Source organism: Mesorhizobium sp. B4-1-4 (assembly GCF_006439395.2).
Taxonomy (GTDB): Bacteria; Pseudomonadota; Alphaproteobacteria; order Rhizobiales; family Rhizobiaceae; genus Mesorhizobium.
Genome location: NZ_CP083950.1, coordinates 4,690,618 through 4,714,578 on the forward strand (window position 1 = coordinate 4,690,618; position 23,961 = coordinate 4,714,578).

Below are 23,961 nucleotides of genomic sequence, written 5' to 3' on the forward strand. Positions count from 1 at the left end.
ACCTTGCCCCGACTTTAGTCTAGATCAAAGAGCAACGCTGAACGTGCCTTCCCAAGCACGACGAAATCGTCAGGAGACCCGCCATGAAATTTTTTGCCGACACAGCCGACATCAAGGAAATCCGTGAGCTGAACGATCTGGGGCTGCTTGATGGCGTCACCACCAACCCCTCGCTGATCCTGAAATCGGGTGGCAAGATCGTCGAAGTCACCAAGCAGATCTGCGACATCGTCGAAGGTCCGGTTTCAGCCGAGGTCGTGGCGACCGTGTACAAGGACATGATGGCCGAGGCCGAGGTCCTGGCCAAGATCGCACCCAATATCGCCATCAAGGTGCCGTTGACGCTCGACGGCCTTAAGGCCTGCAAGACGATCCGCACCGAGATGAACCGCATGGTCAACGTCACGCTGTGCTTCTCGGCCAATCAGGCACTGCTCGCCGCCAAGGCCGGCGCCTCGTTCATCTCGCCCTTCGTCGGCCGCATCGATGACACCGGCTCGGACGGCATGGAGCTGATCCAGGAGATCCGGCAGATCTACGACAATTACGATTTCCAGACCGAGATCCTGACCGCATCGGTGCGCACGGTGAACCACGTCAAGCAGGCCGCGCTCATCGGCGCCGACGTCATCACCGCTCCGCCGGCGACGCTGAAGGCGCTGGTCAACCATCCGCTGACCGACAAGGGCCTCGCCGCCTTCCTCGCCGACTGGGCCAAGACCGGCCAGAAGATCGGCTGAAGCCACTTGGTTTTCAAGAAAAAGGCCGGGTAACCGGCCTTTTTTGTGCGCTGCGGATCAAGGCGAGGCCGTCAATCATTCCGCTCCGTCATCGTCGGGCACGGTCGCCTGGGGGCGGCGCCCCATGATGATCTCGCGCTTGCCGACATGGTTGGGCGCGCCGACCAGTCCTTCCTTCTCCATGCGCTCGACCAATGAAGCGGCGCGGTTATAGCCGATGCCGAGGCGGCGCTGGATGTACGACGTCGAGCACTTCTTGTCGCGCAACACCACCTTGACCGCCTCGTCATAGCTGGAATCGCCATCCTCGGCGGCGACGGATCCCTTGTCGAAGACCGCGCCCTGGTCGGCTTCGTCTTCCTCTTCATCCTCGTCGGCCGTCACGGTTTCCAGATATTCGGGGCGGCCCTGCGCCTTCAGATGCGCCACGACATGTTCGACTTCCGCGTCGGAAACAAAGGGGCCATGCACGCGGGAAATACGCCCGCCGCCCATCATGTGCAGCATGTCGCCCTGGCCGAGCAGCTGCTCGGCGCCCTGCTCGCCGAGGATCGTGCGGCTGTCGATCTTGGATGTCACCTGGAAGGAAATGCGGGTCGGGAAGTTGGCCTTGATGGTGCCGGTGATGACATCGACGGACGGGCGCTGCGTCGCCATGATCAGGTGAATGCCGGCCGCACGCGCCATCTGCGCCAGGCGCTGGATGGCGCCTTCGATCTCCTTGCCGGCGACCATCATGAGGTCGGCCATCTCGTCGACGATGACGACGATATAGGGCATCGGTGCGAGGTCGATTTCCTGCTGCTCGAAAAGCGGCTCTCCGGTGCCCTTCTCGAAACCCGTCTGGATCGTCATGACGACCGTCTCGCCCTTGTCGCGGGCAGCGGCGGCGCGCTCATTGTAGCCATCGATGTTGCGCACGCCGAGCCGCGCCATCTTGCGATAGCGGTCCTCCATCTCGCGCACCGCCCATTTGAGCGCGGTGACGGCCTTCTTGGGATCGGTGACAACAGGCGTCAGAAGATGCGGGATGCCGTCATAGACGGAGAGCTCCAGCATCTTGGGATCGACCATGATCAACCGGCACTCTTCCGGTTTCAGCCGGTAGAGCAGCGACAGGATCATGGTGTTGATGGCAACCGACTTGCCCGAGCCGGTGGTGCCGGCGACCAGCAAATGCGGCATCTTTGCCAGCTCGGCGATGACCGGCTCGCCGCCGATGGTCTTGCCCAGGCATAGCGCCAGCTTGCAGCTGGTCTTGCGAAAACCCTGGGATTCGATCAGCTCGCGGAAATAGACGGTTTCGCGCGTCTCGTTCGGAAGCTCGATGCCGATGACGTTGCGGCCGGGCACGACGGCGACGCGCGCCGAAACAGCCGACATGGAACGGGCGATATCATCGGCGAGACCGATGACGCGGGAGGATTTGACGCCCGGCGCCGGCTCGAACTCGTAGAGGGTGACGACCGGACCGGGGCGGACATGGATGATCTCGCCGCGCACGCCGAAATCCTCGAGCACGCTTTCCAGAAGATCGGCATTCTGCTCGAGCCGCTCCTGCGACATGTAGAAGCCCTGCCCTTCGGGCGGCTGCTGCAGCAGCTCTTCCGAGGGAAGTTCATACGCCCCGCTCGTCGCGGCCGGAGCAATCTTGCCGACCAAAGGCAGTGGCGAAGACGCCCGCATGGCCGGAGCCTGTGCGATTCCCTCCAAGCCTTGCGTCACCTCCGCTGGAGCGGCCTTGCTGGCAGCGACCGGAATTGCACCCGCCGCCTGAACCTTCTGCGGCGCGCTCCTCGCTACCGGCTGAACCGCGGCTTCATTCGAATTGGCCGGACGGACATCCGGCAAGGCCGGTGGAGCTTGCTGGCCCGGAAGGCACTCGATGACGCGGAATAAGGCGGTGGGATCGGCCGTCGGCGCGCGGCGGATGTCGACCCGGCTGACGGCAGCCGGCGCCGCCGGGCGCGGAGCCGGGACGGCCTGTGTCGCCGGCGACGGGCCCTCGATCATATAGGGCGCCATGAGTTCGAAGAAAACATGATCCGACAGATAGGGCCAGCGGACAGTCTCGCGCCCTGTTGTCTTGACCGTTCCGGGGGCGGAAGCCGCTGGTACGGATGCGCGTGTCATTGCGGCCGTCCGCGGCCCTGTCGGTGCGACAACCCGCGCCTTATCGCCGGCACGCCCTGGTGAAACGGATGTCACAGACGGGGCAGGCTGCCCTTCATGCAGCACAGCTCGGTTGCCGGCGGGCGCCCGGGCAGCGTCTGAAGCGGGGTTCCGGTTTTTCATCGGCGATGACAAGGACGAGGCTGCCTGGGGCGCCGAGGCGGATCGCGCCATTGTTGGCGGCGCCGTTTGCCCCAGCGGTTCGTTTTGCATGGTGGCAGCGTGGTCGAGTCGCGGATGGCGTGGACTGGCCTCATAGTCAGGCGTGCGTGTAAAGCGCACATTCGGCGCCAGGAAGAAATACTCCTGCCATGCCGGGCTTTCGTTGCCGCCGAGATCAATAGGCGGCGGAGAACCGCCCCCGGCTGCGCCGGAACGCTGGCCGTTCCCCTTGTCGCTCATGCCGTTGAAACGCTCACCCTCGGGATCATCGGGCGAAGCGGACTTCGATAAATTGACCCGAGGAAAACGCTTGGATTCCATGCTCAAGACTCACTCTGAAACGTCTGCTGAGCAATAGGGAGCGAGTGGTTAACAGTTGCTTCCCGTCAGCACCGTTGGAGCGTCCGAAACGTATCTTTCGCGACGATGTCGAACGATCCGGATTCGAGCGAATGATCGCCATCCACGATCACCCACTCACCCATACGCGCCGGCAAAAAAAGGCGAACTGACGGGTTCGGCTCTTGGCCGTCGCGAGCGGCCCGAGCACCAGGATTGAGACGGTATTTTCCGAAAACGAAGGCTGGCGCCAAGGCAATTCCAGGAAAAGTGCGTAGCGGTTTTCCGTCCGGAATTGCGTAAAGACAGAGAGCTCTAGCCAGCTGCCTTGCCGTGCCGGGCCAGATCCTGGGCGATCGACAATTGCAGGGCTTCGGCCAGTTCGCGCGCGGCGCGATTCTCGGCATCGATCTGCGCCCGGTAGGAGGCAAATTCCTGGCGCGGCTTGTCGAAGGACGAGGTGATCGCCCGCTTGCCGACAGCGATCACCGCACCGGTTGTCGCATCGGTCAGCGTATAGCCGGCGGTGAGCGTCACCGAACCGGCGGTCGGCTCGTCCTCATCGGTTCCGACCTGCACGAGAGCCGAGGATTCGACGGCTTCGGTCACGCCGAGATCGAGCGAATAAAGCGGCGAGGCCGGTTCGCCGGCGCCGCGCCCAAATCCGAAGATCAGATTGTTGCGCACCTGCTGGGCATAACGCGTCCTGACCGGCTTGATGGCGATCGACGCCATTTCAGCATTGGCGGTCGAGCCAGTCGACAGCGGCGCGCTGGAATAGAGCGGCCGCACGGTGCAGGCCGAAACCAGCGCGAGCGAGCCGACAAGGCCGGCCAGCGCAATGCGGCGCAGCAAGCGGCTCAGCTCTGTCTTCTCCCGATCAGGCAACGACATTGACGATCCTCTGCGGCACGATGATCACCTTGCGCGGAGCCTTACCCTCAAGTGCTTTCTGCACGAAGTCGAGAGCCAATACCGCTTTTTCGACCGCACCTTGGTCCGCGTCGCGGGCAATTGTCAAATCCCCCCGCTTCTTGCCGTTGACCTGCACCGGATAGGTCACTTCGTTGTCGACGACCAGCGCCGGATCGAAGACCGGCCATGGCCGTTCGGCAACCAGTTCGGTGCCGCCGAGCGTCTCCCAGCACTCCTCGGCCAGATGCGGCATGACGGGCGCGATCAGATGCACCAGGATCTCCACCGCCTGTCGGCAGGCGCCTTGCAGCGCCTGGTCGGCTTTGCCGTCCGCCACGTCGTTGAGCGGCGTGGTCAGCGCGTTGGCCAGCTCATAGATGCGGGCGATGGCACGGTTGAAGGCGAGCTTCTCGATGTCCTCGCCGACTGCCTTCAGAATCTTGTGCGTGGCCTTGGAGACCGCTCCCGCTTCGCCGGCGGCAGCCGCGGCAGGCTTGACCCCTGCCAGCGTCTCGGCCGCCGTCGATACCAGGCGCCAGATGCGCTGCATGAAGCGATGCGCGCCCGCCGCGCCATCGTCTGTCCATTCGACGTCGCGCTCGGGCGGTGAGTCCGACAGCATGAACCAGCGCGCCGTGTCGGCGCCGTAGCCGTCGGTGATGTCTTCCGGGCTGACCGTGTTCTTCTTGGACTTCGACATCTTCTCGAGCGGGCCGATGGTCACCGCCTCGCCGGTGGCGATGTCGATGGCGCGGCGTTTGCCGTCGACATCCTCCAGCCGCACCTCGGTCGGCGCCAGCCAGCGGCCATTCGATGCCGTGCCGACACGGTAAGTTTCGTGCACCACCATGCCTTGCGTGAACAGGCCCTTGAACGGCTCGGCCAGATCGACATGGCCGGTCTCGCGCATGGCACGGGTGAAGAAGCGCGAATAGAGCAGATGCAGGATCGCGTGCTCGATGCCGCCGATATACTGGTCGACCGGCAGCCACTCATTGGCCGCCCTGGGGTCGGTCGGCTCATGCGCCCAGGGCGCGGTGAAACGGGCGAAATACCAGGATGAATCGACGAAGGTGTCCATCGTGTCGGTCTCGCGGCGTGCATCCCCACCGCATTGCGGGCACTTCACATGCCGCCATGTCGGATGCCGGTCGAGCGGATTGCCCGGCCGGTCGAAATCGACATCGTCGGGCAGCTTGACCGGCAGGTCGGCCTTCGGCACCGGCACCACGCCGCAATGCTCGCAATGGATCATCGGGATCGGGCAGCCCCAGTAGCGCTGGCGCGAAATGCCCCAGTCGCGCAGGCGGAAATTCACCTTGCGCTCGGCCATCGGCCGGTTGCCGATCGTCTTCTGCTCCAAGAGCTTCGCCACCTCATCGAAGGCCTGGCTCGGCTTCATCCCATCGAGGAAGCGTGAATTGATCATCGCGCCGTCATCGACATAGGCAACGTCGATAATTTGGAACGCGGACGGGTTCTCGCCCTCCGGCATCACCACCGGCACCACCGGCAGGCCGTATTTGTTGGCGAAGTCGAGATCGCGCTGATCATGCGCGGGGCAGCCGAAAATGGCGCCGGTGCCATATTCCATCAGCACGAAATTGGCGACATAGACGGGCAGCGTCCAACTGTCGTCGAACGGATGAACGACGCGGATGCCGGTGTCGAAGCCCTTCTTCTCCGCCGTCTCCAGCGCCGCCACCGAAGTGCCCATATGGCGCACTTCCTCGATGAACTTGGCCAGCGCCGGATTGGTCTCGGCGGCCTTCCTAGCCAGCGGATGATCGGCGGCGATCGCCATGAAGGAGGCGCCGAAAATGGTGTCGGGCCTTGTCGTGTAGACTTCCAGCTCATGCTCGCCCGCAGCGTCCGAGGCCAGCGGCCAGCGGATTAGCAGGCCTTCCGAACGGCCGATCCAGTTCTGCTGCATCAGCTTCACTTTTTCGGGCCATTCGTCGAGGCCGTCGAGCGAATCCAGCAGATCCTGCGCAAAGTCGGTGATCTTGAAGAACCACTGCGTCAGCTCGCGCTGCTCGACCAGCGCGCCCGAGCGCCAGCCGCGCCCGTCGATGACCTGCTCGTTGGCGAGCACGGTCATGTCCTCCGGATCCCAGTTGACCTTGGACGATTTGCGCGTCACCAGCCCCTTCTCGACGAAGTCGAGGAACAGCATCTGCTGGCGGTGGTAATAGTCGACATCGCAGGTGGCGAACTCGCGCGCCCAGTCCAGCGACAGGCCCATGACCTTGAGCTGCTCACGCATGGTGGCGATGTTCTGGTAGGTCCATTCCTTGGGGTGGACCTTGTTCTGCATCGCCGCGTTCTCGGCCGGCATCCCGAAAGCGTCCCAGCCCATCGGGTGCAGCACGTTGAAACCCTTGGCCCGCTTGTAGCGCGCCACCACGTCGCCCATCGTATAATTGCGGGTATGGCCGATATGGATGCGCCCCGACGGATAGGGGAACATCTCCAGCACATAGTATTTCGGACGCGGATCGTCATTGTGCGCTTCGAACAGCTTCTTTTCGGCCCAGGCCTTCTGCCATTTGGGTTCTGACGCGCGCGGATTGTATCGTTCGGTTGCCATGGGACGTTTTTCACTTAAAAGCATGCGGACCGCCGAAGCCCGGCGGTTCATGGAATGTGGTCCGGGTGTTCACCATGGTTTGGCAAACCCGTCAACCATATGGGCATCGCGGCTGACAAAAACGCGGGTCAAAACAGCGGGATTTGCATATGGGCGACACCGTTCAGCAGTTTTTCGCGGTCAAGGCGAAGATCGCCGCCGCCGAGCAGGAAGCCGGTCGCGAAGCCGGCGCGGTGACGCTGGTGGCTGTTTCGAAGACCTTCGACGCCGCCGATATAAAGCCCGTTCTCGAGACCGGCCAGCGCGTGTTCGGTGAGAACCGCGTGCAGGAAGCGCAAGGCAAATGGCCTGACCTGAAAGCGGCTTTCCCGGATATCGAACTGCACCTGATCGGTCCGTTGCAGTCGAACAAGGCGAAGGAGGCGGTGGCCCTGTTCGACGTCATCGAGACGGTCGACCGCGAAAAGATCGCCGCCGAACTCGCCAAGGAGATCGCCAGGCAAGGCCGCGCGCCAAGGCTCTACGTCCAGGTCAACACCGGCTCCGAACCGCAGAAGGCCGGCATCGACCCGCGCGAGGCGGTGGCCTTTGTCGCCCGCTGCCGCGATGTGCACGGCCTCGCCATCGAAGGCCTGATGTGCATCCCGCCGGCCGACGAGAACCCGGGCCCGCATTTTGCTTTGCTGGAAAAGCTGGCACGGGAGGCAGGCGTTGCCAAACTGTCGATGGGCATGTCAGGCGACTACGAGACGGCAATCGCCTTTGGTGCCACCAGCGTTCGTGTGGGTTCGGCCATCTTCGGCAGCCGTTAATTCCGCTTGGACTGGCAGTTCAGAGGCAACGTCCCTTGCCGAGTAGCCAGGCGAATGTTATATCTAGCCAAGCTAGCTAGGATACATTCTATGAACTGGCACCTCCAGGACGCAAAAAACAATTTCTCCAAGGTGGTTCAGCGCGCGCGTAGCGAGGGACCGCAGACAGTGACACTGCGCGGCGAACGCGCCGCAGTGGTGCTCTCGGCTGAGGATTACGACCGCCTAGCTGGAAAGAAAAAATCGCTGGCTGAATATCTCTTGACTGGCCCGGTCTGGGACGATGATTTTGCCGAAGAGGTCAACCGCCGCCCGGAGACGATGATCCGGGATGTGGATTTTTGATGTATCTGCTCGACACAAATGTCGTGTCGGATGTGGAGAGGCGCTTGCCCAAGCCCACAGCTTGGTTGGCTTCGGTGGACCCGTCCTCGGTCAATCTCAGCGTTATTACCCTTGGAGAAATCGAGCGGGGGATTGTCAGGCTACGCAAGATCGACTCCGAAAAAGCAACACGCCTCGATCTCTGGCTGCGAGAGCTTAGGCGAGACAATGCCGACCGGATTCTTGCTGTTACGGATGATGTCGCGCTGGCTTGGGGCCGCATCACCGCCGGCCGTACACGAGGCAGCGCCGACACCCTGATCGCCGCAACCGCGCTTGTCCATAATCTCGTTATGGTGACACGTAATGTCGCCGATTTCGAAGAGACGGGCGTGACGGTGCTCAATCCCTGGGAAATTTAGGATTCCTCCGTGGAACGTCGGCCCGTTGGGCCAACGCTATCGGGTACATTACGCCAGCGCTGGAAACGAAACGTACCGTTCCTATCTGACTCCTGTCACCTCGATTCCTCTGGAGCCTTCACCATGCGCTACAACCAGCTTGGAAATACCGGGCTATTCGTCTCCGAACTGTGCCTCGGCACCATGACCTTCGGCGCCGCCGGCCAGAATGCCCAATGGGGCCTGATCGCCAGTCTCGATCAGAAGGGCGTCAACGAGATCGTCGGCCGCTCGCTCGCCGCCGGCGTCAACTTTTTCGACACGGCCGACGTCTATTCCTTCGGCGAGTCCGAAAAATTGCTCGGCCAGTCTCTCCGCGATCTCGGCGTCGCGAGGCAGAACGTGGTCATCGCCACCAAGGTGCATGGCCCCATGGGCGAAGGCCCGAACCAGCGCGGCTCCTCGCGCGGCCACATCATGGATTCGGTCGACGCCAGCCTCGAACGGCTGCAGCTCGACCATATCGATCTCTATCAATTGCACGGGACCGACGCGGTGGCGCCGATCGACGAGACGCTGCGGGCACTGGACGATCTCGTCTCCAGCGGCAAGGTCCGCTATGTCGGCGTCTCCAACTGGGCAGCGTGGCGCATCGCCAAGGCGCTGGGCATCGCCGACCGCAAGGGCTTTGCCCGCTTCGAGACCATCCAGTCCTACTACTCGATCGCCGGCCGCGATCTCGAGCGCGAGATCGTACCGCTCATCAATGAGGAGAAGCTCGGTCTGATGGTATGGTCGCCGTTGGCCGGCGGCCTGCTCTCGGGCAAATACGGACCCGGCGCGCCCGGCAATGGCGAGGGCCGCCGCGCCTCGTTCAATTTCCCACCGGTCAACGAGGACCGCGCCTGGGCGGCTGTCGCCGCCATGCGCGAGATCGCCAAAAGGCACGACGTCAGCGTCGCCACGGTGGCGCTCGGTTATGTCCTGGCCAAGCCCTTCGTGATGAGCGTCATCATCGGCGCCAGCCGCATGGACCAGCTCGAACAAAACCTTGCCGCGACCGGGGTGAAGCTTGACGCCGACGATCTCGCCCGTCTTGACGAAGTCAGCGCGCTGCCCGCCGAATATCCCGGCTGGATGCTCGAGCGCCAGGGCGTCGGGCGCCGTCCGGCGCCGTTCACGCCGAAAGCATGAAGCAGTTGGGGCAGACGTCTCGGGAGCCGATCGGCTTCCGAGATCGCTTCAGGTCAACCTGACGCTCTCCCCGAGAAAATCGAGAAAAGCCCGCACCCGTGCCGGCAGGTGCCGGCCCTGACCGACATAGACGGCGTGGGTGGCCTCCTGGTCTCCGGGATTGAAATCCTCCAGCAGCGGCACCAGCCGGCCGGCGGCGATATCGGCCGCCACATGCCAGCGTGCCAGCCTGGAGATGCCCGCCCCGGCCAGCGTCATCAGCCGCATCGCCTCGCCGTCGCTGACCAGCGTGTTGCCGGTGATCGGGATCATGACCGCGTTGCCGGCCGCGTCGAGGAATGGCCAGCCATCGATATGCCTGACGAAGCCGAAGCCCATGCGGTTGTGGCTGTCGAGATCGACCGGCGTCAGCGGCGTACCGTGCGCATCGAGATAGGATGGGGCCGCAACGACGACCCCCGGGCTCTGCCCAAGCTTGCGCGCCACCAGCCGTGATTCGCCGAGCGGGCCGGCCCGGATGGCGACGTCGGCGCGCTCCGCCATCAGGTCGATGACGCTGTCGGTCAGCACCAGATCGACCGAGATCTCGGAATAGCGTTCGAGGAAGCGCGGCAGCAGCGGGATCAGCCGGTGCACCCCGAAGGGCACGTAGGTGTTGACGCGCAGCCGCCCGCGCGGCGCGGCACCGGCCGCCGCTTCGCGCTCGGCCGCCGCCATGTCGGCCAGGATGCGCTGCCCGCTTTCGTGGAAGGCCGCTCCTTCCGGCGTCAGCAGCAGCTTGCGCGTCGAGCGGCTGACCAGTCTGGCCCCTAGCCGGGCCTCCAGCCGCGCGATCAGCTTGCTGACCGCCGATGGCGTCATGCGCAATGCGCGGGCGGCCGCCGAGAAGCTGCCGGCCTCGACGACGCGCACAAACACTTCGATCTCGCCGGAGCGGTTGATGTCGGGTCTCGCCATCTGTGAATCTATTTCACAGAAAATATGCCTTGGGCAAGTCTGGTTCACAGTGCGGGCCGATACGATCTTCCCGGTAGGGGCGCGGATTGGACAGGGCGCTCGTCGTCTTGGAAGTGGAAACCACCATGCCTCTTGCTCTTTACGCCCTCGCCGCCGGTGCCTTCGGCATCGGCGTCACGGAATTCGTCATCATGGGCCTGCTTATCGACGTCAGCAAAGACCTTGGCGTCTCGATCTCGGCCGCCGGCCAGCTCATTTCGGGCTACGCGCTGGGCGTCGTCATCGGCGCGCCCTTGCTGACCATCGCCACCGGCAACTGGCCACGCAAGACGGTGCTCCTGGCGCTAATGGCCATCTTCACCCTTGGCAATCTCGCCTGCGCGCTGGCGCCCGATTACTGGACGCTGATGGGCGCCCGTATCATCACCGCCTTTGCCCATGGCACCTTCTTCGGCGTCGGCTCGGTGGTCGCCACCAGCCTCGTCGCGCCCAACAAGAAGGCCTCGGCGATCGCGCTGATGTTCACCGGCCTGACCATCGCCAATATTCTCGGCGTGCCCGTCGGCACCTGGCTCGGCCAGGCCTTTGGCTGGCGTGCGACCTTCTGGGCGGTAACCGCGGTCGGCCTCGCCGCCTTCGCCGTCATCTTGGTTCTGGTGCCGCGCAGCCAGGCGGCACCTGAAAAGAGCGAGCTTCGTGCCGACCTCGCCGTGCTGCGCCGCGCGCCCGTGCTGCTCGGCCTCGCGACCACGGTGCTCGGCTATGCCGGTGTCTTCGCCGTCTTCACCTACGTCGCCCCTCTGCTCACCGAGATCAGCGGCTTCAAGGAAGCGGCGGTGTCGCCGATCCTGCTCGTCTTCGGCGGCGGCCTCATCGCCGGCAACCTCGCCGGGGGCAAGGTCGCCGACCGTTGGCTCGTGCCCGCGGTCCTGGGCAGCCTTGTGGTGCTGGCGCTGGTGCTGGCGACAATGAGCTTCGCCATTCACAGCCAGGTCATGGCCGTGATCTATGTCGGCCTGCTGGGTGCGGCCGCCTTCGCCACCGTGGCGCCGCTGCAAATGTGGGTGCTGGAGAAGGCGCAAGGCGCCGGCCAGAGCCTCGCCTCCTCCTTCAACATCGCAGCCTTCAATCTCGGCAATGCCTTGGGCGCCTGGCTGGGCGGCGCGGTCATCGCCCACGGCCTTGGCCTCGGTGCCCTCACCTGGGTGGCCGCGCTGCTGCCGCTTGGCGCCCTCGCCGTGGCCGCATTGGCGCTGCGCCTCGACCGCGCGCCGGCGCTCGGCGAGCCGGCTTCCGCCCGGCCGTGAGCCGGCAACCCTAATTTCGCTTTCGACGTCTCTCCCTACAGCATAAGGAGCAAGAAAATGGACTATCGACGTCTCGGCGCATCGGGCCTGAAGGTGCCGGCGCTTTCGTTCGGCGCGGGAACTTTTGGCGGCTCCGGGCCACTGTTCGGCGCCTGGGGCAACAGCGATGCCAGGGAAGCGCGGCGGCTTATCGACATCTGCTTGGACGCCGGTGTCAACCTGTTCGACAGCGCCGACGTCTATTCGAACGGCGCGTCGGAGCAAGTGCTCGGCGAAGCCATCAAGGGCCGCCGCGATGCGGTGCTGATCTCAACCAAGACCTCGCTGCCGACGGGCGACGGCCCGGCCGATTATGGCTCCTCGCGCTCGCGGCTGGTCAGATCGGTCGACGCCGCGCTGAAGCGCCTCGGCACCGACTACATCGACCTGTTGCAACTGCACGCTTTCGATGCAGGCACGCCGATCGAGGAGGTGCTGTCGACGCTCGACGACCTCGTGCGCGCCGGCAAACTGCGCTATGTCGGCGTCTCCAATTTCTCCGGCTGGCAAGTGATGAAGTCGCTTGGGCTCGCCGACAGGCACGGCTACCCGCGCTACGTCGCGCATCAGGTCTATTATTCGCTGCTTGGCCGCGACTATGAATGGGAGCTGATGCCGCTTGGACTCGACCAGGACGTCGGTGCGCTGGTGTGGAGCCCGCTCGGCTGGGGCCGCCTGACCGGCAAGGTCCGCCGTGGCCAACCTCTGCCGGAAAAGAGCCGGCTGCATGATACGGCGAGCTTCGGCCCGCCTGTCGAGGATGAACATCTGTATAAAGTGGTCGACGCGCTCGATGCCGTTGCCGCGGAGACCGGCAAGACCGTGCCGCAGATCGCCATCAATTGGCTGCTGCAGCGCCCGACCGTGTCATCCGTCATCATCGGCGCCCGCAACGAGGAGCAATTGCGCCAGAACCTCGGTGCCATCGGCTGGACGCTGACGCCGGAGCAGATGAAGAAGCTTGATGCGGCCAGCGAGGTCACCACACCCTATCCGTATTCCCTTACCGGCGTCAGGAAGGATTTGCCCGGCTCAATCCGCCGACGGTGTGAAGCCGGCGCCGGAACTGCCAATCTCCACCCTTGCGGGGGAGATGGCCGGCAGGCCAGAGGGGGGTGTGAAGAAACGCGACGATGACCAGAACCGCCAACTGCGGGCGGCTTCATGGCATGTTGGCGGGACAGCACCCCCCTTTGCCCTGCCGGGCATCTCCCCCGCAAGGGGGGAGATCAGCTGTGCCGCCGCTCAATGCAGCACGAACTCACCATCCAGCTTGCGCCATTCGTTCGGCGCGATCAGCTTCTGGTGCGTGTAGACCACCGAATGCAGCGGCCCGTCGAGCCTCGCTCTCCAGAACTCGATGAACTTGATCAGTACCGGAAATTGCGGAGCGATATCGTAGTCCTGCCAGATGAAGCTCTGCAACAGGTGCGGGTGGTCGGGGAAGTGATAGAGAATCTTGGCCGTGGTCAGGCCGTAGCCCTTGAGCATTAGGTCCATTTCGCCATGGTCGCGCATTGCAGTCCTCAGGTTGATTCTCCTTCCTCCCAACGCTGGATTGTGCGCGTGGTTGCTTAACTGTCTATTGATTTTCGTAGACCATGACGGCCTTTTCCTCCACGAAAGCATGTGCTTAGCAGCGATGCTCCGGGAGTGCTGACAGCGTTTTGCGCAGCCGCTGCGGCATCGCGCCACGCGAATCCAACGTCTAATGTTGCCGTCTTCGCGGAACTGTTAATAATGCGCGCGAATTCGCGGCCGCTTCGCCGCGATCCCGCTGGCCGCCAAGCCAGCGGTTTGGTTTCGGGAGGAAAGCGAAGACATGTCCGAGGCAAAGATCCATCGCGTCCAGCCGGCGTGGAAGAAGAACGCGCTGATCGACAACGACACCTATCTCAAATGGTATGGCGACAGCGTCAAGAATCCGGATAAGTTCTGGGGCAAGCACGGCAAGCGCATCGACTGGTTCAAGCCCTTCACCAAGGTCAAGAACACCTCCTTCGACGGCAAGGTCTCGATCAAGTGGTTCGAGGACGGGCTGACCAACGTCTCCTACAACTGCATCGACCGCCACCTGAAGAAGCGCGGCAACCAGACCGCCATCATCTGGGAAGGCGACAACCCCTACGACGACAAGAAGATCACCTACAACGAGCTTTACGAGCATGTCTGCCGGCTCGCCAACGTGATGAAGAAGCACGGCGTCAGGAAGGGCGACCGCGTCACCATCTACATGCCGATGATCCCGGAAGCCGCCTATGCGATGCTGGCCTGCACCCGGCTGGGCGCCATCCATTCGATCGTCTTCGGCGGCTTTTCGCCGGACGCGCTGGCCGGCCGCATCGTCGACTGCGAATCGACCTTCGTGATCACCGCCGACGAGGGCCTGCGCGGCGGCAAGCCGATCCCGTTGAAGGAGAACACCGACAAGGCAATCGACATCGCTGCCAAGCACGATGTGACAGTGAAAAGCGTAATCGTCGTGCGCCGCACCGGCGGCAAGATCGGCTGGGCGCCGGGCCGCGACCGCTGGTATCACGACGAGATCGCGACGGTTAAGCCCGACTGCAAGCCGGAAAAGATGAAGGCGGAGGATCCGCTGTTCATCCTCTACACCTCCGGCTCGACCGGCAAGCCGAAGGGCGTGCTGCACACCACCGCCGGCTATCTCGTCTATGCCTCGATGACGCACCAATATGTCTTCGATTACCATGACGGCGACATCTACTGGTGCACCGCCGATGTCGGCTGGGTCACCGGCCACAGCTACATCGTCTATGGACCGCTCGCCAATGGCGCCACCACGTTGATGTTCGAGGGCGTGCCCAACTATCCCTCGCAGTCCCGCTTCTGGGAGGTCATCGACAAGCACAAGGTCAACATCTTCTACACCGCGCCGACGGCGCTACGTGCGTTGATGGGCGCCGGCGACGATCCGGTGAAGAAGACCTCACGCAAGTCGCTGCGCGTGCTTGGCTCGGTCGGCGAGCCGATCAATCCGGAAGCCTGGGAGTGGTATTTCAACATCGTCGGCAACGGCAAGGTGCCGATCGTCGATACATGGTGGCAGACCGAGACCGGCGGCATCCTGATCACGCCGCTGCCCGGCGCCACCGACCTCAAGGCAGGCTCGGCGACCCGGCCCTTCTTCGGCGTCAAGCCGCAGCTGGTCGACGGCGAAGGCAAGGTGCTGGAAGGAGCCGCCGACGGCAACCTCTGCATCACCGATTCCTGGCCCGGCCAGATGCGCACCGTCTATGGCGACCACGACCGCTTCGTGCAGACCTATTTTTCCACCTACAAGGGAAAATACTTCACCGGTGACGGCTGTCGCCGCGACGCCGACGGCTATTACTGGATCACCGGCCGCGTCGACGACGTCATCAACGTCTCCGGTCACCGCATGGGCACGGCCGAGGTCGAATCGGCGCTGGTCAGCCATGAGAAGGTCTCGGAGGCCGCCGTCGTCGGCTACCCGCACGACATCAAGGGCCAGGGCATCTACAGCTACGTCACCTTGATGAAGGGCATTGAGCCTACCGAAGAGTTGCGCAAGGATCTCATCGCCCATGTCCGCAAGGAGATCGGCGCCATCGCCTCGCCCGACAAGATCCAGTTCGCGCCGGGCTTGCCCAAGACACGCTCGGGTAAGATCATGCGCCGCATCCTGCGCAAGATCGCCGAGGACGATTTTGCCGCCCTTGGCGACACCTCGACGCTCGCCGATCCGGCCGTCGTCGACGATCTCGTCGCCAACCGGCAGAACAGGAAAGGCTGAGACGAGCCATGGCCGCGATCGGCAGGGTTGCCGAACTCTGGCGCTATCCGGCGAGCTCGCTCGCCGGCGAACGCCTGCAAGCGATCGCGGTCGGCACCGACAGCATCGACGGCGACCGCATGTTCGGTCTGGTCGATGCCGCCGACAATGAGATCGCCCGGCCCGACCGCGAGGCGAAATGGCACAAGGTGCCGCGCATCCGCGCCCGGCTGACCGGTGACCGCAAGCTCGAGATCGCCATTCCCGGCGGCGACTGGCTGGCGGCACCGGGCACGGAAAGCGATGCTGCCGTTTCGGCCTATCTCGGCTTCGCGGCCTCGATCCGGCCGTTCGGCCCGCAGAACGCGCCGCCCGCCTACGCCGGTCCGCTCACGCAAGCGCGCTACAACAAGGCGCCCATCCATCTTTTGACCACGGCTTCGCTGGCGCGCCTGAAGGCGCTGCATCCGGAGGGAACGCCAGATGCGCGCCGCTTCCGCCCCAACGTCGTCGTCGACATGGCGGCGGTCGAAGGCTCATTTCCGGAGACGGAGTGGATCGGCCGCAAGCTTGCGATCGGCGATCTGCTCTTGACCATCTCCGAGCCCTGCCGCCGTTGCGGCTTCACCATCATTGCCCAGGATGGCTTCGACAACGATCCCGGCATCCTGCGCAACCTGGTCCGCCACAACGCCCACAATCTGGGCGTCTACTGCACGGTCGACCAGCCGGCCAGCGTCGAGATCGGCGCGACGATGCGGTTCGTCTAGCTGGCGGCATGGTCTCCGCAGGCGTTGCGCCGTCGAAAATCTCGTCGCGCAGCCTGTAATACGCGTGACAGAAAACGGCGCCATACAGGGCCCGGCGCGACCCCACCTTGTCGCTTTCGCCAATTTCAAATCCCACCGATCGGAGTACCGATGACTTCCCTGCCCATCCTTGGCGCCGCCATGACCCTGGACGACCTCGAAATCCATCGCGCCTGGCTTCTCGAAAAGCAGCGCGACCTGGAATTGCAGAGCTTCACCAACGCCGATGTTCTCAACGGCGACTGGGCACCGCTCGCCGCCCGCGCCAAAAAGCTCCTCGACGGCTACCAGGGACGGCTCGGGATTCACGGGCCTTTCTGGGGCTTCGTCATCGCCTCGCAGGATCCCGATATTCGCGCCGTGGTCAGCAAACGTCTGATGCAAGGTCTTGATGTCTGCGCCCAAATCGGCGCGACGCAGATGGTCGTCCACAGCCCCTACACGACATGGTCCTACAACAATCTCGACAACAATCCCGGCGAGCGCGAAAAGATCGTCGAGTACTGCCACCTGACGCTGAGCGAAGCCGTCAGGCGGGCCGAGGACATCGGCTGCACCATGGTTCTCGAAAACATCGAGGACAGGGACCCGCATATCCGCGTGGCGTTGGCCGAAAGCTTCAAGTCCCCTGCCGTCGCCGTGTCGATCGACACCGGCCACGCCTATTATGCCCATGGTTCGACAGGTGCTCCGCCGGTCGACTACTATGTGCACGCCGCCGGCAACCGCCTGCAGCATGTCCATCTGCAGGACGCCGACGGCTACGCCGATCGTCACTGGAGCCTCGGTGAGGGCACGATCCAGTGGCGTTCGGTCTTCGCCGCGCTGGCCAAACTCGAAGGCAATCCGCGTCTCATCATCGAGATCAAGGACAAGTCCAAGATCCCGGCGTCGGCGGCCTATCTCGCCTTGCTCGGTATCGCCGAGTGAGACGGCGGCGAGCGCCCAGGCGGCGCCCGCACTCTGTCGAGATCTCGACGTCGCCTGAGCCGCATCGGGATCGAGCGTGTCGGAGGTTATCGGTACAGATCCGCCCGCGTCGGCGGCAGGCCGCTCGGTCCGCGTACACGCTTGGTGGCGACGGTCTGGAAAATCTGCGCCGAGGCACGCTCGAAGGTGATGGAGCATCCGGTGAGATAGAGCAGCCAAAGCCTTGCCCTGGCCTCGCCCACCTCGGCAATGGCCTCGTCGAACCGCGCATGCAGGCGCTCTGCCCACAGCCTGCAGGTGCGGGCATAGTGCTCACGCAGATTTTCGACGTCGTAGACGAGGAAGCTATGCGCTTCGAGATTGCCGAGCGTCATGCCAATCGTGTCGAGCTCGCCGCCCGGGAAGATGTACTTGATCAGCGCCTTGTATTCCGGCCCTTTGCGCAAAGTCTTCTTCAGGTTGCCCTTGCTGCGCCGCGTGATGGCGTGGTGCAGGTAGATGCCGCCCGGCTTCAACAAGCGGTGGACGGTCGAGAAATAGGCCGCGTGATTAGCGAGGCCCAGATGCTCGAACATGCCGATCGACGATATCTTGTCGAAGGTGCCGGAAAGCTCGGCATAGGATTTGATCTCGATGGTGATGCGGTCCTCAAGCCCCTCGGCGCGGATGCGCTCGCGCGCCAGCTTCGTCTGCTCTTCGGACAGCGACACGCCATGGCCGACGACGCCGTAATGCTTCGCCGCGTGGATCAGCATCGCCCCCCAGCCGCAGCCGATGTCGAGCAGGCTTTCGCCCGGCTTCAGCCGGAGCTTGCGGCAGATGTGATCGAGCTTGTCGATCTGCGCCTGGTCTATGCTGTTGGCAAAATCCGTGAAGTAGCCGCAGCTGTAGACCATGCGCTCGTCGAGGAAGAGCCGGTAGAAAGCATTCGATATGTCGTAATGATGCTGTATCGCCTCCTTGTTCGACCCACTGACATAAGGGTTGCGACCGGACAAATCGGTCCGCGCCGTCATCTGCTTTCGCGAAAACAGCACGGCCGGCAGGTCCCGCAGAATCGCCAGCTTCGGCAGTGATCTGAGCCTTGTCTTCAACTTGCCTTGCGAAGGCAGGGCGTAGAAGTCGAACAGCGAGCCATCCTCGACGTCGACCGCCTTGGATATCCACATCTCCACCAGCGTCGAAAAGCTGGGGCGCCGGACCATCTGCCAGACAATATCCTGGTCGTTGATGGCAAGCACGGGCCCCGTCGCCGGGCCGATCCGCTCACCGGTCCACAGCCTGACCGCGAAACCAGGCTTCAGCGTCTCGACGACACGTCGCACGATCCGTGCGGCTCTGTCGGCAGCGTCCATCTCCACCTCCCATGCATCGAATATCGCCCTGATCCCGAATTGCACTGTCGTCCAATCGGTCCGCGGACCGCAATCCCTATCGGTTGCGCAAAAACATCGCGCCAGACGATTTCCCGGGCGGGGCTCGGCCATTCCGTTGCGGCACCTTGCCATTTGCTGCGACGCACCCCATCATTAGGGCGTGTTCAACAAATCGAAAGGAGGTGATCCGATGTCGAGTGATTTCGTTTTCCAGAACGTGGCCTCAGCGGATTGCACTTTCGGGAAGCAGTCTTCCCGTTAAGGCGCGAGATGCGCGGCGGGTGACCCGAAGGGGTTGCCGCCACAGGCCGCGCCACGGACGGAAACACGGAAGGCCGCCGGCTTCGCACGAAGCGGCGGCCTTTTCCTTTTGGGGCCTGTTGCAAGCTGCCCGGTTCGGCACACTCTAATGGCAAGAGCCCTGTCGCAGGCATCTGTCTCGATGACGCGCCTGGTCCTATCTGGTCAGCGCGCCGGAGCGGAGCGTGCTTAAGTACGTGAGCACCGGAGGCGCAGGAAGCTGCCGTTTGCAGGCCTGCATCACCTGAATATCGACGCCCCTTAGGCCAGCATCTGCGCGCTGACCGTCCTGTCGATGCGGTGATTGGGCGGATTGAACAGCCTGCCTTCCTGTTCATAGGTCCAGACCTTGAACAGGGTCAGCCGGTGCGGGCCGAAGCTGTGCAGCAGAGGCACGTCCGTGGCGTCGCGCCCGCGCGCGATGACGACGCGGCCGATCCTGGGCCGATTGTGGCGCGGATCGAACGTGTACCACTTGCCGTCGAGGAACACTTCCATCCAGGCCGAGAAGTCCATCGGCGCCGGATCGGCTGGCACGCCGATATCGCCGAGATAGCCGTTCACATAGCGCGCCGGAATGTTCATGCAGCGGCAGAGCGTGATCGCCAGATGGGCGAAGTCGCGGCACACCCCGACCCGTTCCTCATGCGCCTGCGCCGCCGTGCGGGTCGACCGCGCGTAGCCATAGCCGAACGACAGACGGTTGTGGACATAGTCGACGATCGCCTGCACCCGCGCCCAGCCGGGTGGAAGATGGCCAAACCGTTGCCAGGCGAGATCGCTCAAATGATCGGTCTCGCAGTAGCGGCTGCCGAGGAGATAACCGAGCACCTCGTCGGGCAATTCGGCCACCGGCATTTCCCTGGCCAGCGTGTTGACCTCGTCCGGCTCGCCGCTGTCCTCGACCACCGCGTCGTAGAGGATGCGAAAGATGCCGGCAGGCGCGGTGAAGCGGCGGCAGCCATTGCCGTGCAGATCCTGGTAGAGCCTGGTCGGCACCGAGGGCGAGGTCAGCACGCGCGTTTGCCGCTTGATGTCGGCCTGCCTGTCCTTGTGGATCTCGAGCAATGAAATCACGGGAATGGCCTCGGCGCATTCAATGGCGATCTCGTAGCCGAGGCGGATCAGCATGGGCGTCGTCCCTTGGGTCGCATGGTGGGGATGTGGGATTGCAACGTCGGACGGTGGCGGTGGTTCCCCGCATTGCCGCGAAATAGGCCTGTGCGCCTTTCCATGTCCGCGCCTGGACGTTACGGTTGCGCCCTCCCTCGACGCCCCCCGGATTTCAAGGAAAATCATGTTCGCTGGCAGAAAATTCGCCGCCTTCCTCTTCGACATGGACGGCACACTCATCAATTCCATTGCGTCGGCGGAGCGGGTGTGGAGCGATTGGGCGCGCCGACAGGGCCTCGACGTCACCGCCTTCCTGCCGACGATCCATGGCGTGCGGGCGATCGAGACCATCACCGGCCTTGCCCTCCCAGGCATTGATCCGGCGCATGAGGCGGATCTGCTGCTGAAGGCCGAGGCCGCCGATCTGGACGGCATTGTCCCGATCGCCGGCGCCGTGGCGTTCCTCAATTCGCTACCGCGCGAAAGCTGGGCGATCGTGACCTCCGCGCCACGCGAACTGGCGCTACTGCGCATGAAGGCCGCCGGCATTCCGGTTCCCGCCATCCTCGTCGCCGCGCAAGATGTGTCGCGCGGCAAGCCGGCGCCGGACTGCTTCCTGCTGGGCGCCGAACGGCTCGGCGTCGATGCGCGCGACTGCCTTGTGTTCGAGGATGCTCCGGCCGGCATCGCGGCGGCCGAGGCTGCGGATGCCGCGGTCATGGTGATCAACGCCACGCACCGGCATCCCTTGGCGACGCGGCACGCGTCGATCGCAGGCTACGACACGATCGGCATCACCATTGACGAACGCGGCTGGATCGCACTTGAGGCGCAGCGCAGCGCCGCCTAGGCCGGTTTCTAGAAGTCGCTGGTCAGGCCCTTGACCTCCCAGTCGCCGTAGCGGCCAGGTTCCTTGCCGCCGCGGCCGCCGATCTCCTTCGGCATGGCGGCTTCCTTCTTGCGATAATCCTGACGCCGCGCCTCGGCTTCGGCCAGCGCGCGGCGGGCGGCGGGCGTCAACTTCTTTGGCAGCGCGCCGTCATGCGAGCCGGCGGCGGGCGTTTTACTGGTCTCGTCGTTCATGGATATTTCCAAGCGGATTGAAACAGGGGCAGGCGTTTCCCATCATATAGCGATGAGCCTAGGACTATCGACCCCCTTTCATCACCAGCGTGACAGGAGCAGACGATGAACACTTTGCGCACCGCGATGCTTCTGGCCGCCATGACGGCCCTGTTCATGGGCGTCGGCTTCCTGATCGGCGGTTCGGGCGGCATGATGATCGCCTTGCTGATCGCCGCCGGCACTAATCTGTTCAGCTATTGGAATGCCGACAAGATGGTGCTGTCGATGAACCATGCCGTCGAGGTCGACGAGAAGAACGCGCCGGAATATTACGCCATTGTCCAGGCCTTGGCCAAGCAAGCCGGCTTACCGATGCCCAGGACCTATCTGATCGACAGCCCGCAGCCGAATGCGTTTGCCACCGGCCGCAACCCGCAGAATGCGGCGGTCGCCGCCTCGACCGGCCTGCTGCAGCGGCTGACGCATGAAGAGGTCGCCGCCGTCATGGCGCACGAGCTCGCCCATGTCCAGCATCGCGATACGCTGACCATGACCATCGTGGCGACGTTTGCCGGCGCCATCGCGATGCTCGGCAATTTCGCCTTTTTCCTCGGCGGCAATCGCGACAACAACAACCCGTTCGGCTTTGTCGGCGTCCTGGCGACGATGATCGTGGCGCCCTTCGCCGCCATGATCGTGCAGATGGCGGTCAGCCGCGCCCGCGAATACGAGGCCGACCGGCGCGGCGCCGAAATCTGTGGACACCCGCTGTGGCTGGCCTCCGCGCTTGACAAGATCGCCCGCGGGGCCGAACGCATTCCCAACTCCGATGCCGAGCGCAACCCGGCGATGGCGCATCTCTTCATCATCAACCCCCTGCATGGCGAGCGCATGGACAGTCTGTTCTCCACCCACCCGAGCACCGAGAACCGCATCGCCGCCTTGCAGGCGATGGCGCAGCAGATGGGAGGCAGCGACGCAATGGCCGCGCCGCGTCAGGCCCCGACGGGTCGGCGGGCGGATGAACAGCAGCCGGCAGGCCCATGGGGCCAGGCCGCGCAGCCCGAACAGCCGGAGGAACCCGCCAGGCCGAGGCCCAATCCATGGGGTCGCAATCCGACCGGGCCCAAGGGCCGGTGGTCGTGAGCGTGGCCGGCAGACCTCGACGCACCGTTTCAGGCGATCAGGAACACAATGCCGGCGGCGAATTCGTTGCCGGCCTCGCCGCGCGTAAGGCGGCGGCGCGGCTGCTTGCCGCCGTCATCGACGCCAGGACGCCGCTTGACGGGCTGACCGATCACGAGAACGGCCACCCGCAATACAAGGCGCTCGATTTGCGTGACCGGGGCCTGGTGCGCGCTATCCTTGTCACGGCGCTGCGCTATCGCATGACCATATCAGGACTGCTGGCGCGCCGCCTGGAGAAGCCGCTGCCGCCAAACGCAACGGTGCTATCGCACATACTGCATGTGGCGGCGGCGCAGATCCTGTTCCTCGATATTCCCGACAGCGCCGCCGTCGATCTCGCGGTGACGCACGCCAAGTCCGATCCGCGCACACAGCGCTTTTCCGGCCTGGTGAATGGCGTTCTGCGTACCCTGGCACGCGCCAAGGAAACCGAATTGCCGGCCGCTCTCGCCGCCATCGACGAAGCACCGAAATGGTTTTCCGACCGTCTGAAGGCCGCCTATGGCGTGGACAGGGCCAGGCAGATCCTCGCGGCCCATCGCTACGAGGCGCCCGTCGATTTCACGATCAAGGCCGATCCCGAACTCTGGGCCGAAAAGCTCGGCGGCATCGTCCTGCCGACCGGCACGGTGCGGGTGGAAAAACTCAGCGCATCCGTCACCGAACTGCCCGGCTTCGAAGCAGGCGCATGGTGGGTTCAGGATGCCGCCGCCAGCCTGCCCGCGCGGCTGTTCGGTGATGTCACAGGCCTCAGCGTCGCCGACCTCTGCGCCGCGCCCGGCGGCAAGACCGCGCAGTTGATCCTGGCCGGCGCCAGGGTCACCGGGGTCGACACCTCGAAGAACCGGCTGGCGCGGCTGGCGCAGAATCTCGATCGTCTCGGGCTCGCCGCCGACATCGTCCAGGCGGACCTCCTGAACTACCAGCCGGAGGAGTTGTTCGACGCCGTGCTGCTCGACGCGCCATGCTCCTCGACCGGTACGGTACGCCGGCATCCCGACGTGCCCTGGACCAAGACCACGGCCGATGTCGAGAAGCTCGCCGACCTGCAGCGCAGGCTGCTCGCCCGCGCCGTCACCTTGGTGAAACCGGGCGGCAGGATCGTCTTTTCCAACTGTTCGCTCGACCGGCTCGAAGGCGAGGAGCTCTATCGCGCTTTCCTCAAGGAGACGCCGACGGTCGTCGACGATCCGCTGCGGCAGGGCGAGATCGCCGGCATCGATTCGTTCCTGACGGCGCAAGGTACGTTGCGCACTACGCCCGCCGATCTCGACCTCGGCGCGCCGGAGCGCTCGGGCCTGGATGGTTTCTTCGCCGCGCGCATGCGTAGAGCCGGCTAATGCATTTTGCTGACTTTTTAGGGAGAGCCTGGGTAAAACCGGGTGAACCGCAGCCGTTCCCGGGAATTCGCCTTCGCACGTCTCGTTCAATCATGTAAACTCGTGCTTGGGGTTGAGGACGATCAGGAGGG

General features: G+C 64.0%; 20 protein-coding genes and 1 pseudogene. 13 read left to right on the plus strand and 8 right to left on the minus strand.

Annotation, left to right across the window (positions count from 1 at the left end):
- Positions 1-83: 83 nt before the first annotated feature.
- Positions 84-740: a fructose-6-phosphate aldolase gene (gene fsa, locus FJW03_RS22580; RefSeq protein ID WP_140612222.1), complete on the plus strand. Its 657-nt coding sequence runs from the start codon at positions 84-86 to the stop codon at positions 738-740.
- A gap of 75 nt (positions 741-815) precedes the next feature.
- Here the strand turns inward: fsa and FJW03_RS22585 are convergent, their stop codons facing one another.
- The 3 genes from FJW03_RS22585 to leuS form a co-directional block, all read right to left on the minus strand.
- Positions 816-3,395: a DNA translocase FtsK gene (locus FJW03_RS22585; RefSeq protein ID WP_140766928.1), complete on the minus strand. Its 2,580-nt coding sequence runs from the start codon at positions 3,393-3,395 to the stop codon at positions 816-818.
- Positions 3,396-3,728: 333 nt separating this feature from the next.
- Positions 3,729-4,307: an LPS assembly lipoprotein LptE gene (locus FJW03_RS22590; RefSeq protein WP_140697899.1), complete on the minus strand. Its 579-nt coding sequence runs from the start codon at positions 4,305-4,307 to the stop codon at positions 3,729-3,731.
- Complete coding sequence (gene leuS, locus FJW03_RS22595; protein WP_140766909.1) at positions 4,294-6,918, minus strand: leucine--tRNA ligase; 2,625 nt, start codon at positions 6,916-6,918, stop codon at positions 4,294-4,296. The genes FJW03_RS22590 and leuS overlap by 14 nt, the downstream gene beginning before the upstream one ends.
- 149 nt (positions 6,919-7,067) lie before the next feature.
- Here leuS and FJW03_RS22600 point away from each other — a divergent pair, with 149 nt between their 5' ends.
- From FJW03_RS22600 to FJW03_RS22615, 4 genes are all read left to right on the plus strand, one after another.
- Complete coding sequence (locus tag FJW03_RS22600) at positions 7,068-7,730, plus strand: YggS family pyridoxal phosphate-dependent enzyme (protein ID WP_140766908.1); 663 nt, start codon at positions 7,068-7,070, stop codon at positions 7,728-7,730.
- A 90-nt stretch (positions 7,731-7,820) separates the two neighbouring features.
- A complete protein-coding gene (locus tag FJW03_RS22605) occupies positions 7,821-8,075 on the plus strand; it encodes a type II toxin-antitoxin system Phd/YefM family antitoxin (RefSeq protein ID WP_140766907.1) in 255 nt (84 codons plus the stop codon).
- Complete coding sequence (locus FJW03_RS22610) at positions 8,075-8,476, plus strand: type II toxin-antitoxin system VapC family toxin (RefSeq protein ID WP_140766906.1); 402 nt, start codon at positions 8,075-8,077, stop codon at positions 8,474-8,476. The genes FJW03_RS22605 and FJW03_RS22610 overlap by 1 nt, the downstream gene beginning before the upstream one ends.
- 123 nt (positions 8,477-8,599) lie before the next feature.
- Entirely contained in the window at positions 8,600-9,649 is a 1,050-nt protein-coding gene (locus FJW03_RS22615; protein ID WP_140766905.1) for an aldo/keto reductase, read from the plus strand.
- Positions 9,650-9,697: 48 nt separating this feature from the next.
- Here FJW03_RS22615 and FJW03_RS22620 read toward each other — a convergent pair whose 3' ends face one another.
- On the minus strand, positions 9,698-10,606 hold the full coding sequence (locus FJW03_RS22620) for a LysR family transcriptional regulator (RefSeq protein ID WP_140612210.1): 909 nt from the start codon (positions 10,604-10,606) through the stop codon (positions 9,698-9,700).
- Between the two features lie 125 nt (positions 10,607-10,731).
- Here FJW03_RS22620 and FJW03_RS22625 point away from each other — a divergent pair, with 125 nt between their 5' ends.
- Entirely contained in the window at positions 10,732-11,913 is a 1,182-nt protein-coding gene (locus FJW03_RS22625) for an MFS transporter (RefSeq protein WP_140766904.1), read from the plus strand.
- A gap of 57 nt (positions 11,914-11,970) precedes the next feature.
- Positions 11,971-13,004, plus strand: a pseudogene (locus FJW03_RS22630) (aldo/keto reductase).
- Positions 13,005-13,197: 193 nt separating this feature from the next.
- On the opposite strand, the gene FJW03_RS22635 reads toward FJW03_RS22630, so the two are convergent.
- Positions 13,198-13,470, minus strand: coding sequence for an usg protein (locus FJW03_RS22635; protein WP_140697878.1), 273 nt, complete (start codon positions 13,468-13,470; stop codon positions 13,198-13,200).
- A gap of 304 nt (positions 13,471-13,774) precedes the next feature.
- On the opposite strand from FJW03_RS22635, the gene acs reads away from it, so the two are divergent.
- The 3 genes from acs (at position 13,775) to FJW03_RS22650 (ending at position 17,448) form a co-directional block, all read left to right on the plus strand.
- Complete coding sequence (gene acs, locus FJW03_RS22640; protein ID WP_140766624.1) at positions 13,775-15,730, plus strand: acetate--CoA ligase; 1,956 nt, start codon at positions 13,775-13,777, stop codon at positions 15,728-15,730.
- Positions 15,731-15,738: 8 nt separating this feature from the next.
- On the plus strand, positions 15,739-16,479 hold the full coding sequence (locus FJW03_RS22645) for an MOSC domain-containing protein (RefSeq protein WP_140766623.1): 741 nt from the start codon (positions 15,739-15,741) through the stop codon (positions 16,477-16,479).
- Positions 16,480-16,629: 150 nt separating this feature from the next.
- Positions 16,630-17,448 carry a sugar phosphate isomerase/epimerase family protein gene (locus FJW03_RS22650; protein ID WP_140766622.1) on the plus strand — a complete coding sequence of 273 codons (819 nt, stop codon included), beginning with the start codon at positions 16,630-16,632 and terminating at the stop codon, positions 17,446-17,448.
- Between the two features lie 86 nt (positions 17,449-17,534).
- On the opposite strand, the gene FJW03_RS22655 is transcribed toward FJW03_RS22650, so the two are convergent.
- Together FJW03_RS22655 and FJW03_RS22660 are read right to left on the minus strand one after the other, a co-directional pair.
- Positions 17,535-18,803 carry an SAM-dependent methyltransferase gene (locus tag FJW03_RS22655; RefSeq protein ID WP_140766621.1) on the minus strand — a complete coding sequence of 423 codons (1,269 nt, stop codon included), beginning with the start codon at positions 18,801-18,803 and terminating at the stop codon, positions 17,535-17,537.
- Positions 18,804-19,385: 582 nt separating this feature from the next.
- On the minus strand, positions 19,386-20,255 hold the full coding sequence (locus tag FJW03_RS22660; protein ID WP_140766620.1) for a transglutaminase-like domain-containing protein: 870 nt from the start codon (positions 20,253-20,255) through the stop codon (positions 19,386-19,388).
- 166 nt (positions 20,256-20,421) lie between these two features.
- On the opposite strand from FJW03_RS22660, the gene FJW03_RS22665 reads away from it, so the two are divergent.
- Entirely contained in the window at positions 20,422-21,087 is a 666-nt protein-coding gene (locus FJW03_RS22665; RefSeq protein WP_140766619.1) for an HAD-IA family hydrolase, read from the plus strand.
- 8 nt (positions 21,088-21,095) lie between these two features.
- Here FJW03_RS22665 and FJW03_RS22670 read toward each other — a convergent pair whose 3' ends face one another.
- Complete coding sequence (locus FJW03_RS22670) at positions 21,096-21,320, minus strand: DUF1674 domain-containing protein (protein WP_140766618.1); 225 nt, start codon at positions 21,318-21,320, stop codon at positions 21,096-21,098.
- Positions 21,321-21,425: 105 nt separating this feature from the next.
- Between FJW03_RS22670 and htpX the strand changes: the two genes are divergently transcribed.
- Entirely contained in the window at positions 21,426-22,448 is a 1,023-nt protein-coding gene (gene htpX, locus FJW03_RS22675; RefSeq protein WP_140766617.1) for a zinc metalloprotease HtpX, read from the plus strand.
- Positions 22,406-23,830: an RsmB/NOP family class I SAM-dependent RNA methyltransferase gene (locus tag FJW03_RS22680; RefSeq protein ID WP_140766616.1), complete on the plus strand. Its 1,425-nt coding sequence runs from the start codon at positions 22,406-22,408 to the stop codon at positions 23,828-23,830. Before htpX ends, FJW03_RS22680 begins: the two co-directional genes overlap by 43 nt.
- Positions 23,831-23,961: the final 131 nt, after the last annotated feature.